8 protein-coding genes and 2 pseudogenes are annotated in these 14,183 nt (G+C 57.4%); 8 read left to right on the top strand and 2 right to left on the bottom strand.

From position 1 onward, the window contains the following. The first annotated feature begins 67 nt into the window (after positions 1-67). The 4 genes and pseudogenes from HMPREF1024_RS17070 (at position 68) to HMPREF1024_RS17085 (ending at position 5,802) form a co-directional block, all read left to right on the top strand. The gene (locus tag HMPREF1024_RS17070) at positions 68-967 is read left to right on the top strand and encodes a glycyl-radical enzyme activating protein (protein ID WP_004176738.1); all 900 of its coding nucleotides are present in this window, start codon (positions 68-70) and stop codon (positions 965-967) included. Between the two features lie 4 nt (positions 968-971). Then, complete coding sequence (locus HMPREF1024_RS17075) at positions 972-3,404, top strand: formate C-acetyltransferase/glycerol dehydratase family glycyl radical enzyme (protein WP_009308231.1); 2,433 nt, start codon at positions 972-974, stop codon at positions 3,402-3,404. 176 nt (positions 3,405-3,580) lie between these two features. Further along, positions 3,581-4,396 carry a Cof-type HAD-IIB family hydrolase gene (locus HMPREF1024_RS17080; protein WP_009308230.1) on the top strand — a complete coding sequence of 272 codons (816 nt, stop codon included), beginning with the start codon at positions 3,581-3,583 and terminating at the stop codon, positions 4,394-4,396. Positions 4,397-4,535: 139 nt separating this feature from the next. Further along, positions 4,536-5,802, top strand: a pseudogene (locus HMPREF1024_RS17085) (DUF1479 domain-containing protein). Here HMPREF1024_RS17085 and HMPREF1024_RS17090 read toward each other — a convergent pair. Further along, positions 5,799-6,929 (bottom strand): LacI family DNA-binding transcriptional regulator, encoded by a 1,131-nt coding sequence (locus tag HMPREF1024_RS17090; RefSeq protein ID WP_073972673.1) that lies wholly within the window; start codon positions 6,927-6,929, stop codon positions 5,799-5,801. The pseudogene HMPREF1024_RS17085 and the gene HMPREF1024_RS17090 sit on opposite strands and share 4 nt — an antisense overlap. 242 nt (positions 6,930-7,171) lie before the next feature. Here HMPREF1024_RS17090 and HMPREF1024_RS17095 point away from each other — a divergent pair, with 242 nt between their 5' ends. Both HMPREF1024_RS17095 and HMPREF1024_RS17100 read left to right on the top strand, forming a co-directional pair. After that, positions 7,172-8,473, top strand: a complete 1,302-nt coding sequence (locus HMPREF1024_RS17095; RefSeq protein WP_002895884.1) for an MFS transporter — start codon at positions 7,172-7,174, stop codon at positions 8,471-8,473. Between the two features lie 15 nt (positions 8,474-8,488). Continuing rightward, complete coding sequence (locus HMPREF1024_RS17100) at positions 8,489-10,852, top strand: glycoside hydrolase family 31 protein (protein ID WP_009308226.1); 2,364 nt, start codon at positions 8,489-8,491, stop codon at positions 10,850-10,852. 533 nt (positions 10,853-11,385) lie between these two features. On the opposite strand, the gene HMPREF1024_RS17105 is transcribed toward HMPREF1024_RS17100, so the two are convergent. Next, a complete protein-coding gene (locus tag HMPREF1024_RS17105) occupies positions 11,386-12,978 on the bottom strand; it encodes an ABC-F family ATPase (RefSeq protein ID WP_004176746.1) in 1,593 nt (530 codons plus the stop codon). A gap of 34 nt (positions 12,979-13,012) precedes the next feature. On the opposite strand from HMPREF1024_RS17105, the gene HMPREF1024_RS17110 reads away from it, so the two are divergent. Together HMPREF1024_RS17110 and HMPREF1024_RS17115 are read left to right on the top strand one after the other, a co-directional pair. Continuing rightward, complete coding sequence (locus HMPREF1024_RS17110; RefSeq protein WP_009308220.1) at positions 13,013-13,834, top strand: recombinase family protein; 822 nt, start codon at positions 13,013-13,015, stop codon at positions 13,832-13,834. 62 nt (positions 13,835-13,896) lie between these two features. Beyond that, a pseudogene (locus HMPREF1024_RS17115) lies at positions 13,897-14,183 on the top strand (transposase); the annotation flags it as partial.

Raw genomic sequence — 14,183 nt, 5'->3', positions numbered from 1 at the left:
GATTTGTGTCAACATAACTTTCATTCGAAAGTGTTTTTATGTTCATACGCAAACAAGAGGATAAGCCATGATCTTCAACATCCAGCGCTATTCCACCCATGACGGCCCAGGGATCCGCACCGTCGTCTTCCTGAAAGGCTGCTCGCTGGGCTGCCGCTGGTGCCAGAACCCGGAGAGCCGCGCCCGTAGCGAAGATCTGCTGTATGACTCGCGGCTGTGCCTGCCCGGCTGCGAGCTGTGCCAGCAGGCGGCGCCGGCGGTTATCACCCGCACCCTCGATGGCCTGATCATTCACCGGCAAAACGTTAACGACAGCCATATCGCCGCGCTGCGCGACTGCTGCCCCACCACCGCGCTCACGGTGTGCGGCGAGGAGAAGAGCGTCGAGGAGATCATGGCGACGGTGCTGCGTGATAAACCATTCTACGATCGCAGCGGCGGCGGCATCACTCTTTCCGGCGGCGAACCCTTTATGAACCCAACGCTGGCGCAAGCGCTGTTCGAAGCCAGTCATCAGGCAGGCATTCACACCGCCGTGGAAACCTGCCTGCACGTGCCGTGGAAATACATTGAACCGTCTTTACCCTTTGTCGACCTGTTTCTCGCCGATCTGAAGCACGTTGACGAGGCCGTTTTTCAGCAGTGGACCGACGGCAGCGCCCGCCGGGTGCTGGATAACCTGCAGCGTCTGGCGCAGGCGGGGAAAAAAATGATTATTCGCGTGCCGTTGATCCAGGGATTCAACGCCAGCGAAGCCGACATTGCCGCGATCACCGATTTTGCCGCCGATCGCCTGCAGGTCAGCGAGATCCATTACCTGCCGTACCACACGCTGGGAATGAACAAATACCAGTTACTCAGTCAGCCCTACACCGCACCGGACAAACCGCTGGACGCTCCTGAGCTGCTCGCCTTCGCGCAGGATTATGCGCAAAGCAAGGGGCTAACGGCGATATTACGAGGATAACCCTATGACTACCCTGAAGCTCAACACCCTCAGCGCCCGTATCCAGGCCCATAAAATGGCGCTGGTGCATATCGTCAAGCCGCCGGTCTGTACCGAGCGCGCCCGCCACTATACGGAGATGTATCAGCGGCATCTCGATAAACCGATCCCGGTGCGCCGCGCGCTGGCGCTGGCTCACCACCTGGCGGAGCGCACCATCTGGATCAAGCACGATGAGCTGATCGTCGGTAACCAGGCCAGCGAAGTGCGCGCCGCGCCTATTTTCCCGGAATACACCGTCAGCTGGATTGAGAAAGAGATCGACGATCTCGCCGACCGCCCCGGCGCCGGCTTCTCGGTCAGCGAGGAGAATAAACGCGTATTGCATGAAGTGTGCCCATGGTGGCGCGGCCAGACCGTACAGGACCGCTGCTACGGTATGTTCACCGATGAGCAAAAGGCGCTGCTCGCCACCGGCATTATTAAGGCGGAAGGCAATATGACCTCCGGGGATGCTCACCTGGCGGTCAACTACCCCTTGCTGCTGGAGAAAGGCCTCGACGGGATGCGTGCGAAAGTCGCCGAACGCCGCTCGCGTATCAATTTGACGGTACTGGAAGACCTGCATGGCGAGCAGTTCCTGAAAGCGATTGATATCGTGCTGGAAGCGGTCAGCGATCACAGCAAACGCTTCGCCGCGCTGGCGCGCGAGATGGCGACAGCAGAATCCCGCGAATCACGCCGCCACGAACTGCTGACGATTGCCGAAAACTGCGACGTCATCGCCCATGAGCCGCCGAAAACCTTCTGGCAGGCGCTGCAGCTGTGCTACTTCATTCAGCTTATCCTGCAGATTGAATCCAATGGCCATTCGGTATCCTTTGGCCGTATGGACCAGTACCTCTACCCGTACTACCGCCGCGACGTTGAGTTGCAACAGTCGCTGGATCGCGAACAGGCCATTGAGCTGCTGCACAGCTGCTGGCTGAAGCTGCTGGAGGTCAATAAGATCCGTTCCGGCTCGCACTCCAAAGCCTCTGCCGGCAGCCCGCTATACCAGAACGTCACCATCGGCGGCCAGAATCTGGTGGATGGTAAGCCGCAGGACGCGGTCAACCCGCTGTCCTATGCGATCCTGGAATCCTGCGGTCGCCTGCGTTCTACCCAGCCGAACCTCAGCGTGCGCTACCACGCCGGGATGAGCAACGACTTCCTCGACGCCTGCGTCCAGGTGATCCGCTGCGGTTTCGGCATGCCGGCGTTTAACAACGATGAAATCGTCATCCCGGAATTCATTAAGCTGGGCATTGAGCCGCAGGACGCCTACGATTACGCGGCTATCGGCTGTATCGAAACCGCGGTCGGCGGTAAGTGGGGCTACCGCTGTACCGGCATGAGCTTTATTAACTTCGCGCGGGTGATGCTGGCGACGCTGGAAGGCGGCCGCGATGCCACCAGCGGTCAGGTGTTCCTGCCGCAGGAGCACGCCCTGTCGAAAGGCAACTTCGCTAACTTCGATCAGGTGCTGGCCGACTGGGACCGCCAGATTCGTTACTACACCCGTAAATCCATCGAGATTGAGTACGTGGTCGATACCATGCTGGAAGAGAACGTCCACGATATTCTCTGCTCGGCGCTGGTCGATGACTGCATCGAACGGGCGAAAAGCATTAAGCAAGGCGGCGCGAAGTATGACTGGGTTTCCGGCCTGCAGGTGGGTATCGCCAACCTCGGCAACAGCCTCGCGGCGGTGAAAAAACTGGTCTTCGATCAGGGCGCCATCGGCCAGCAGGAGCTGGCGAAGGCGCTGGCGGAAGATTTCGACGGTCTGACCCACGAGCAGCTGCGCCAGCGGTTGATCTACGGCGCGCCGAAGTATGGTAACGATGATGACAGCGTCGACGAGTTGCTGGCGCGGGCCTACCAGACCTATATCGACGAGCTGAAGCAGTATCACAATCCGCGCTATGGCCGCGGCCCGATTGGCGGCAATTATTACGCTGGCACCTCCTCTATTTCCGCTAACGTCCCGTTCGGCGCGCAGACCATGGCAACGCCGGATGGCCGTAAAGCGCATACCCCGCTGGCGGAGGGGGCCAGCCCGGCCTCCGGTACCGATCATCTGGGGCCGACGGCGGTTATCAGTTCGGTGGGCAAGCTGCCGACCGGGGCGATCCTCGGCGGCGTGCTGCTTAATCAGAAGCTGAATCCGTCAACGCTGGAGAACGAGTCCGATAAGCAGAAGCTGATGGTGCTGCTGCGCACTTTCTTCGAGGTGCACAAAGGCTGGCATATCCAGTACAACATCGTGTCGCGCGACACGCTGCTGGAAGCCAAGAAACATCCTGACCAGTACCGCGATTTAGTAGTCCGCGTCGCTGGATACTCGGCGTTCTTCACCGCCCTGTCGCCGGATACCCAGGACGATATTATCGCCCGTACCGAACATACGCTGTAATCCTTCGTGCCCGCTGGCGCTATGCTTAGCGGGCCAATCCTGTTCTGCAGGCCGGAAAAGACATGCCCTTCCGGCATTTTCTGAATGCCTGAACTTTCATTCGAAATAAATTTGTGCTCCCCGTCACATTGTAATTAGAATGTTACTGGTCGAAGTTAAGCCAGGAGCACTCTCTTATGACCGTTAAAGTTATCGTCACCGATATGGACGGAACTTTTCTCAATGACGCCAAAACCTACGATCGCTCACGGTTTCTGGCGCAATTCGCCCAGTTGCAGCAGCGCGGCATTGAATTTGTTGTCGCCAGCGGCAACCAGTACTATCAGCTGATCTCCTTCTTCCCGGAGATCCGCGAGCAGATTTCGTTCGTCGCAGAAAACGGCGCTCTGGTTTATGAACATGGCACGCAGCTGTTCCACGGCGAACTGACCCGCCACGAATCACAAGTGGTGATTGGCGAATTGCTCAAAGATCCGCAGCTCAACTTTGTCGCCTGCGGCCTGCAGAGCGCCTACGTCAGCGATAAAGCTCCGGACGCCTTTGTTGAGCTGATGTCGAAGCACTACCATCGCCTACAGCGGGTGAGCGACTATCACGCCATCGACGATACGCTGTTTAAATTCTCTCTCAACCTCCCGGACAGCGAGATCCCACAGCTGATTGATAAACTGCACGTGTCGCTCGACGGCATCATGAAGCCAGTCACCAGCGGCTTTGGCTTTGTCGATTTGATTATCCCTGGCCTGCATAAAGCCAACGGCATCAGCCGTTTGCTCAAGCGCTGGGATCTTTCGCCGCAGCAATGCGTCGCCATCGGCGACAGCGGCAATGACGCCGAAATGCTGAAGCTGGTGAAATACGCTTTCGCCATGGGTAACGCTGCCGACAGCATCAAGGCCATCGCCGGCTACACTACCGACGATAATAACCATGACGGCGCGCTGAACGTTATCCAGGCCGTCCTCGATAACACCCCGCCCTTTAACGCCTGACCCTTCGCCGGGGCATCGCGCCCCGGTTTTCCATTTTGTGCGCCGCAGCAAGATTTTAAACTTTCATTAACTCCATTTTAACTTAAATTAACGCTTGTAAGATTTGATACTTTCGAATGAAAGATACAGCGAGGTTATTATGGCTGCTCTCCCGATCCACGAAACACTTCCCGCCGATCACAAAGCGGCGATTCGCCAGATGAAACAGGCCCTGCGGGCGCAAATTGGCGACGTCCAGGCGGTGTTCGATAAGCTCTCAGCGCGCATCAGCGAGCGGCTGCAGGAGATTGAGACACTGAAAGCCGCAGGCCAGGAGGTCTGGCCAACCATTCCGTTCCGCGATATCGCCGAAGGAACAGTGAGCGATGAGCAGCGCGCGGCCATTAAGCGCCGTGGCTGCGCGGTGATTAAAGGCCACTTCCCACGCGAACAGGCGCTGGCGTGGGATACCGCGATGCTGGAATATCTGGATCGCAACCATTTCGACGATGTTTACAAAGGGCCTGGCGACAGCTTCTTCGGTTCGCTGGAGGCTTCGCGCCCGGAGATCTACCCGATCTACTGGTCGCCCTCGCAAATGCAGGCGCGGCAGAGCGATGAAATGGCGGCAGTGCAATCTTTCCTCAACCGCCTGTGGCGTTTTGAACAGAATGGCAAACGCTGGTTCGATCCGGACGTCAGCGTGATCTATCCCGACCGCATCCGCCGCCGCCCGCCGGGAACCACTTCGAAGGGGCTGGGGGCGCATACCGATTCCGGCGCGCTGGAGCGCTGGCTGCTTCCCGCCTATCAGCAGGTTTTCGCCAACGTTTTTAATGGCAATATCGACGCCTACGACCCGTGGGACGCCGCGCACCGTACCGAAGTGGAAGAGTATACCGTCGACAACACCACCAAATGCTCGGTGTTCCGTACCTTCCAGGGCTGGACCGCGCTGTCGGACATGATCCCGGGTCAGGGGCTGCTGCACGTGGTGCCGATCCCGGAGGCGATGGCTTATGTGCTGCTGCGCCCCCTGCTCGACGATGTGCCGGAAGATGAGCTGTGCGGCGTTGCGCCGGGCAGAGTGCTGCCGATCTCTGAGCAGTGGCACCCGCTCTTAATTAAAGCGTTAAGCTCGATTCCAGCGCTGAATGCCGGGGACTCCGTCTGGTGGCACTGCGACATCATTCACTCGGTGGCGCCGGTGGAAAATCAGCAGGGCTGGGGAAATGTGATGTACATTCCGGCCGCGCCGATGTGCGAGAAGAACCTCGCCTACGCGCAGAAAGTAAAAATCGCTCTGGAAAAAAGGCGCCTCGCCGGGGGATTTCCCGCGCGAGGACTATGAAGCCAGCTGGCAGGGGCGCTTCACCCTGGAGGATCTGAATATCCACGGCAAACGGGCGCTGGGTATGCCGGTCTAATCGTCATACAGCCCCTGCGGCTCGACGGCGGTATGGCCTTTGCCCGGCCGGATCCGCCGTACCGAATCGCGTACCACCAGCGTGCCATGCAGCAGTAGCGAGCCGTGCGGCGCCTCCGGGCGCAGCAGGCGCTGCTGCAGGAGATGCACCGCCTCGCTGCCCAGCTCATCCCGCGGCACATGCACCGCGGTCAGCGGCACCTCCTGAATCGCCGCCAGATTAAATCCGTCAATGCTCATCACCGAGACATCCTGCGGCACCCGCAGGCCACGCTTTTGCAATGCGCTGACGGTGCCGGCGGCCATAAAATCGCCGCCCACCAGGAAGGCGGTGGGCATCGGGCGCCCCTGTAAGCCGTCAAGCCAGGCCCCGACCTGCTCTTCCGTCTCTCTGGCGCTAAAGTTGGCGACGCTGATAAGATCCCGGCTGGCGGTAAAGCGCAGATTACGCGCGCGCCACGCCTCCTGAATCCCCCCCAGCCGCAGCTCCATGGTATAGCGGCGCAGGCACATCACGTTCATCACCGCCCGATGCCCCATATCAAACAGATAGCGGGCCGCGCACTGGCCGATCAGCCGATGATCGGGAGCGATGGACGGCAGCCGCATCCCTTCATCCCGACAGTTGATCAATACGCAGGGTTTGCCCAGATCCGCCGCCAGGCCATGAATATGCGGATCGTCGATCCCCAGCAGCACCGCGGCCTGGGTCTCAGGTTCATTCATGCGGGCAAGAAACAGGTTGGCGTCGCTGTCGTTCTCATCCAGCGCGCAGTAGCGCAGGCGCACTTCATGGGCCGCCAGCGCGTTATTGATACTCTGGATCACCCGGTAGTAGAAGATATCCGATCGCTCATCGAATGCGCGCTGCGGGGCAAACACCAGCAGATGATTGAGCAGCAGACGCCCGGCGGCCAACCCCTGCATGACACCCAGCTCGCGGGCGCAGTCCAGCACCGCCCGGCGCGCCTTGTCGCTGGTATTCGCTTTCCCGGCCAGGACGCGTGAAACAGTGCTGGGCGATAGCCCGGTGCGGGCGGCAATTTCGGCGACGCGCAGCTTTTTATCCATTTTGTGATCCAGCTCCGATTGAAAAATGAAAGAATTTTCATAATCGCCAAAGCACACGTTACAAGCAAATTCCGCTGTCAAATATGCGATCTCGCTCATTTCATGAAAAAACTTGCATAAATAGCGCTTTGCCAGACGATTTTTCTGCCCTAGCCTGAATTGGTCCAACATCTCCCATACTAGTTATACCAATGATGTTGAGATTAAAAATAGACTATTCAAATAGTTAATAAATCTACGTGACCACTCAGGGAGTGAGACCGTCACTTTCCCCCTACAAACGTCTTGTGGAGTGTGCTATGAGTCAAGGCCTCAACAATGATATCGCCGTCAGCAAAACGCGCCGGGTAGTGAAAAACCTGCGCTGGTGGGTGCTGGTCCTGTTTTTACTTGGCGTTACCGTCAACTACATCACACGCAACTCGCTGGGAATTATCGCGCCGGAACTGAAAGCGACCCTCGGCATTACTACCGAACAATACTCGTGGATCGTCGGCGCGTTTCAGCTGGCTTACACGATTTTCCAGCCGCTGTGCGGCTGGCTTATCGACGTCATTGGCCTGAAGCTTGGCTTTATGATCTGCGCCACCCTGTGGGCGCTGGCCTGTATCGCCCACGCCGGGGCCGGTAGCTGGCTGCACCTGGCTATGTTGCGCTTCTTTATGGGTGGGGCCGAGGCGGCCGCTACTCCGGCCAACGCCAAAACCATCGGCGAATGGTTTCCGAAATCTGAACGCCCGATTGCCGCCGGCTGGGCTGGCGTTGGGTTCTCCATCGGCGCGATGCTGGCTCCGCCGATCATCTACTTCGCCCACGCCTCCTTCGGCTGGCAAGGGGCGTTTATGTTTACCGGCGCGCTGGCGCTACTGTGGGTAGTACTATGGTGGGCCTTCTATCAGACCCCGGAAAAGCACCCCAATCTCAGCAAAAGCGAGCTGGAGTACATCAAACAGGATAACGAAGCCCCGCCGGTAAAACAGCCCTTCTTTACCGCGCTCAAAACCGTCTCGAAAAATAAACGTTTCTACGGGATCGCCATTCCCGCCTTTATGGCCGAGCCCGCCTGGGCGGTGCTGAGTTTCTGGGTGCCGCTGTACCTGGCGAAAGAGCACGGCATGGATTTGAAGCAGATCGCCATGTTCGCCTGGCTGCCGTTTCTCGCCGCCGATCTCGGCAGCGTGGTCAGCGGCTACCTCACCCGCCTGTATGTTCGCTGGTTCGGCTGTACGCGAGTGAACTCGGTGATCGCCAGCTCGGTAACCGGCGCGTTCCTGATGCTCTCCCTGGCCCTCGTCGCCATCACCCGCGATCCCTATATCACCATCATCCTGATCTCCATTGGCGGCTTCGGCCATCAGATCATCTCCTGCATGCTCAGCGCGCTGGTGGTGGAGTCTTTCGACAAGGGACAAATGGCGACGGTCAACGGTATGCGCGGCTCCGCAGCGTGGATCGCCAGCTTCTTGTTCTCGTTATTAATCGGGGTGACCGCCGACAAAATCGGCTTCAACCCGCTATTTATCGCCATGGGTTTCTTTGACCTGATTGGCGCCGTTTTCCTGGTGGCATTTATTGCTGAACGTCGCGCCAAGCGCGCCTGAGAGTGGATGTAAGATATGAAGACGCTGAAACACTGGAGTTTGCATCAACAGCTGGAGCATCACGTTGAACTGACGGTCGATGGCCAGCACACCCTGTGCCTGTACGTACTGGAAGAGAATTTGTTCCGCGTCCTGCTAAAACGCCAGGGCCAGCTGGCGCTGGATCGCACCTGGAGCATCGCTCCACAGCAGGATGTGCCGTGGGAAGGCCGCGCCCGGGATGACCTCAGCGGTTTTAGTCTCCCGGCCTGGCAGCTGACCCGGGAGGGCGATACGCTGACTATCGCCACCCGCCAGCTGCGCGTCACCGTTCACCAGCCGCTGTGGCTGGAGTGGAGCTATCGCGACGAGGCCGGCGAATGGCAGCCGCTTGCCAATGACCGTCCGACCAGCGCCTACCTGGCGAATGCCCACGGCGACGGCGTCGCCCATTATCTGAGCCGCCGCAAAGACGAGCGTTTCTACGGCCTGGGCGAAAAGGCCGGCGACCTGCAGCGCACCGGTAAACGCTATGAGATGCGTAACCTCGATGCCATGGGCTACAACGCCGTCAGCACTGACCCGCTGTATAAACATATTCCGTTCACCATCACCCAGCGCAGCGATATCAGCTACGGCCTGTTCTATGACAACCTGAGCAGCTGCTGGCTGGATCTGGGGAACGAGATCGACAACTACCACACCGCCTATCGCCGCTGGCAGGCGGAAGCCGGCGACATCGATTATTACCTGTTTACCGGTAAGCAGGTGCTGGATGTGACCAAAGCCTTCGTTCGCCTGACCGGTAAAACGCTGTTTGGACCCAAATGGAGCCTCGGCTACAGCGGCTCCACCATGCACTATACCGACGCGCCGGATGCGCAAAATCAGCTGATGAACTTTATCCGCCTGTGCGAGCAGCACGCGATCCCCTGCGATTCGTTCCAGCTCTCTTCCGGCTATACCTCAATCAGCGGCAAGCGCTACGTCTTTAACTGGAACTACGACAAGGTGCCGCAGCCCAAAGTGATGAGCCAGTCGTTTCACGATGCCGGGCTGAAGCTGGCCGCCAATATCAAACCGTGCCTGCTGCAGGATCACCCGCGCTACGGCGAGGTGGCGGAGCGCGGTCTCTTCATTCGCGATTCGCAAACTGACGCTCCGGAGCGTTCCAGCTTCTGGGATGATGAAGGGTCGCATCTCGATTTCACCAATCCGCAAACCGTGGCCTGGTGGCAGGAAGGCGTGACCACCCAGCTACTGGAGATGGGCATCGATTCGACCTGGAACGATAATAACGAATACGAAGTATGGGACGGCGAAGCCCGCTGCTACGGCTTTGGCCGCGAAATCGCCATCAAACATATTCGCCCGGTGATGCCGCTGTTGATGATGCGCGCCTCGCTGGAAGCCCAGCAGCGCTTTGCGCCGCAAAAGCGTCCATATCTGATCTCCCGCTCCGGCTGCGCCGGGATGCAGCGCTACGTCCAGACCTGGAGCGGCGACAACCGAACCAACTGGGATACGCTGCGCTATAACATCCGCATGGGCCTGGGGATGAGCCTTTCCGGGCTGTATAACGTCGGCCACGACGTCGGCGGTTTTTCCGGCGATAAACCCGAGCCGGAACTGTTTGTGCGCTGGGTACAAAATGGCGTCATGCATCCGCGCTTTACCATTCACTCGTGGAATGACGACCAGACGGTAAACGAAGCATGGATGTATCCGGCCATCACTCCGGCGATCCGCTCAGCCATTGAGCTGCGCTACCGCCTGCTGCCCTATCTGTACACTCTGCTATGGCAGGCGCATGCTGATGATGAGCCGATGCTCCGCCCGACCTTCCTCGATCACCAGCACGATGCGCAGACCTTCGCCGAATGCGATGACTTCCTGCTGGGCCGCGACCTGCTGGTGGCCAGCGTGGTCGAGCCGGGCGCCCGCCAGCGTGAAGTATGGCTGCCGGATAATCAGGCCGGTTGGTACGATTTCTACAGCCATCAGTGGTTCGCCGGCGGCCAGTGGGTGACGCTGGACGCGCCGCTGGAAAAACTGCCGCTGTTGGTCCGCGCCGGCGCTGGTCTGCCGCTTAGTGAACGTATCAGCCATGTCGATGCGCAAAAAGACGATCGTCGCGAACTGCAGCTGTTCCCGCTGAAAGGTACCGGCTCAACCCGCGGTCTGCTGTTTGAAGACGACGGCGAAAGCTGGGGCTATAAACAGGGGGATGCGCTATGGCTGGAGTGGGAAATGACCTGCAGCGCCAGCAGCATAAACCTGGATATCAACGCCCGCGGCAACTATCGCCCGGCGTGGAAAGCGCTGAAGCTGTCATTACCGGTAGGAGAAAAGCGTAAGCTGCTGGTGAATGGCGTTGAAGGAACGGAGTGGAGGTTCTGACCATAGGCCGGTAGTTTCAGCCAGCATGGTGAATAAATTAAAAGCAGGCCGTACGGACCTTGGTTACTGTTCTCGGTTTGCAACGGTTTTGGTCCGGGAAAAACAGTTCTTTTTTATTATTTCAGAGCAGATTGCGCTCCCGATATTTCTTCTGCGTTATGTCTCTCATGGCGCCGGGAGCGTACAGGGGGCGGCCAGTCGCCGCCGCCCCTGTACCCCCGGGCTCTGGCCGCCAAAATCGCCACTTCGTGGTACCTTCGACTTATCCCTGCAGGCTTCGGGTCGGGCCGAGGCAGCGTCCGTGCAAAACACGGCCCTCAGGCCGCATCCATGCGGGCTGCCCCGGCCTTCCGGGAACGTCTCAGCGATTTTGAGGCCACCAACACCGGCAGTTTCAGCCAGCGCGGTGAAGACATTAAAGGCAGGTCGCAAGAACCGTAGGTCGGGTAAGGCGTTAGCCGCCACCAGACAAAAAAACGGCACCGCGTGTCGCCCGGGTAAGGCGTAGCCGCTACCCGGGTAACGGACAGGGATTACTCGATACCTTTGCTGCGCAGGTAGTCTTCGTAGTTGCCGCTGAAGTCGATCACGCGGTCCGGAGTGATCTCCAGGACGCGGGTCGCCAGCGAGCTGACAAACTCACGGTCGTGGGAGACAAAGATCAGGGTGCCCTGATACATCTCCAGCGCCATGTTCAGCGATTCAATCGACTCCATATCCAGGTGGTTGGTCGGTTCGTCCATCACCAGGATGTTTGGCTTCTGCATCATCAGCTTACCGAACAGCATGCGCCCTTTCTCGCCACCGGAAAGCACCTTCGCCGGCTTTTTGATATCGTCCTGGCTAAACAGCAGACGGCCGAGGATGCTGCGTACTGCCTGTTCGTCGTCGCCTTCCTGCTTCCACTGGCTCATCCATTCGAAGACCGTCAGGTCGTTTTCGAACTCGTACTCATGGTCCTGCGCGTAGTAGCCGATTTGCGCGTTTTCAGACCATTTCACGCTGCCGTTGTCCGGCTGCAGTTCGCCTACCAGGGTTTTCAGCATGGTGGATTTACCCACGCCGTTGGCGCCCAGAATGGCGATCTTTTCGCCCACTTCCAGCAGCAGGTTGACGTTTTTGAACAGCGGACCTTCATCAAAGCCTTTGGTAAGGGCTTCCACTTCCAGCGCGTTACGGAACAGTTTCTTATCCTGCTCGAAGCGGATAAATGGGTTCTGACGGCTGGAGGCTTTAACCTCTTCCAGCTTGATTTTGTCAATCTGGCGCGCGCGCGAGGTGGCCTGACGCGATTTAGAGGCGTTGGCGCTGAAGCGGCTAACGAAGGACTGCAGGTCCGCAATCTGCGCTTTTTTCTTGGCGTTGTCCGCCAGCAGACGCTCACGCGCCTGGGTGGCCGCGGTCATGTATTCGTCGTAGTTGCCGGGATACACGCGCAGCTCGCCGTAGTCGAGATCCGCCATGTGGGTGCAGACCATGTTCAGGAAGTGACGGTCGTGCGAAATGATAATCATGGTGCTGTCGCGATCGTTCAGCGTCTGCTCCAGCCAGCGAATGGTGTCGATGTCCAGGTTGTTGGTCGGTTCATCGAGCAGCAGGATATCCGGATTGGAAAACAGCGCCTGCGCCAGCAGGACGCGCAGCTTCCAGCCCGGCGCGACTTCGCTCATCGGGCCATAATGCTGTTCAACCGGAATGCCGACGCCGAGCAGCAGTTCGCCGGCGCGCGCTTCCGCCGAGTAGCCGTCCATTTCGCCATATTTGACTTCCAGGTCGGCCACTTTGTAGCCATCTTCTTCGCTCATCTCAGCGAGGGCGTAGATACGATCGCGCTCCTGCTTCACTTCCCACAGCTCGCCGTGGCCCATGATGACCGTATCCAGCACGGTGAACGCTTCAAAGGCGAACTGATCCTGACGCAGCTTACCGATGCGCTCGTTCGGGTCGAGAGAAACGTTGCCCAGCGTCGGTTCGAGATCGCCGCCGAGGATCTTCATAAAGGTCGATTTACCGCTGCCGTTGGCGCCGATCAGACCATAACGGTTGCCGCCGCCAAATTTAACGGAGATATTTTCGAACAGCGGCTTACTGCCAAACTGCATGGTGATATTGTTGCAAAGAAGCAAAATTGATACTCTCTTATAAGTTACTGAGGTGGTTATGAAACAAAACGGACAAGCATACTCTTACATAAGATTTTCATCAAAGAAGCAAGAACAAGGCGATTCGGTAAGACGCCAAACTGAACTTGCTGAACAGTACGCACATGCGAATAATTTGATTCTATCAGATAAGAACTTTCAAGACCTCGGAATCTCTGCATTCAAAGAGGGAAACAGACCTTCACTCGGTGATATGCTTGAGGCAATTGAGAAAGGTCAGATAGAACAAGGTTCAACCATCATCATTGAATCACTAGACCGACTGAGTCGTAGAGGTATCGACGTGACTCAACAGATCATTAAGTCGATTCTGCAAAACAACGTCTTTATCGCTTCGCTGGTCGATGGTCTATTACTAAACCGGGAATCTACGAATGACCTCGTAAGTGTCATCAGGATCGCTCTGGCTGCTGACCTTGCTTATAAAGAATCTGAGAAAAAGTCTCAGCGTCTACGTGAAACGAAAGGACAACAACGACAACGAGCGTTAAACGGTGAAGTTATCAACAAAATCCTGCCTTTCTGGCTACAACGTAAAGAGGATAAGTACGTTTTTAGTGAGAAACTCGATACAGTAAAAAGAATCATTGAGTTACGACGGAAAGGACTTGGAACAAATAAAATCGCTAGAACGTTAAATGATGAAGGGCATAAACCATTACGTTCTGCTGGTTGGAATCATACAACTGTTGGAAAAACAATCAACTCAGTTGCACTTTACGGTGCATATCAAACATCAGAGACGACCAAAGACCGGAAAGTCATTCTGCTTGATATCATAGAGAATTATTATCCTGCTGTTATCAGTAAAGATGAATGATCCTACCCGCGAATAGTGGACACGCGACTAAGTGAGTAAACTCCCAGACAGAGGTATCTCACATGACTAAATCAGCAACCGTAAGTAAGAAACCACGTAAACAGCATTCGCCTGAATTCCGCAGCGAAGCCCTGAAGCTTGCGGAGCGCATCGGCGTTGCCGCTGCCGCCCGGGAACTCAGCCTTTACGAGTCTCAGCTATATACCTGGCGCAGCAAATTACAGCAGCAGAAAACGTCTTCCGAACGGGAAAATGAGCTGGCCGCTGAAAATGCCCGCCTGAAGCGCCAGCTGGCAGAGCGTGACGAGGAGCTGGCTATCCTCCAAAAGGCCGCGACATACTTCGCAAA

The sequence above is a fragment of the Klebsiella sp. 4_1_44FAA genome (assembly GCF_000238715.1).
Classification (GTDB): domain Bacteria; phylum Pseudomonadota; class Gammaproteobacteria; order Enterobacterales; family Enterobacteriaceae; genus Klebsiella; species Klebsiella pneumoniae.
Note: the sequence above shows the minus strand (reverse complement) of the source record. Positions and strands in the feature narration are given on the sequence as shown.

What these genes read in the sequence shown, in the direction of transcription:
- HMPREF1024_RS17070 (WP_004176738.1), top strand. Translation starts at nt 68, where the DNA reads ATGATCTTCAACATCCAGCGCTATTCCACCCATGACGGCCCAGGGATC.
- HMPREF1024_RS17075 (WP_009308231.1), top strand. Translation starts at nt 972, where the DNA reads ATGACTACCCTGAAGCTCAACACCCTCAGCGCCCGTATCCAGGCCCAT.
- HMPREF1024_RS17080 (WP_009308230.1), top strand. Translation starts at nt 3,581, where the DNA reads ATGACCGTTAAAGTTATCGTCACCGATATGGACGGAACTTTTCTCAAT.
- HMPREF1024_RS17095 (WP_002895884.1), top strand. Translation starts at nt 7,172, where the DNA reads ATGAGTCAAGGCCTCAACAATGATATCGCCGTCAGCAAAACGCGCCGG.
- HMPREF1024_RS17100 (WP_009308226.1), top strand. Translation starts at nt 8,489, where the DNA reads ATGAAGACGCTGAAACACTGGAGTTTGCATCAACAGCTGGAGCATCAC.
- HMPREF1024_RS17110 (WP_009308220.1), top strand. Translation starts at nt 13,013, where the DNA reads ATGAAACAAAACGGACAAGCATACTCTTACATAAGATTTTCATCAAAG.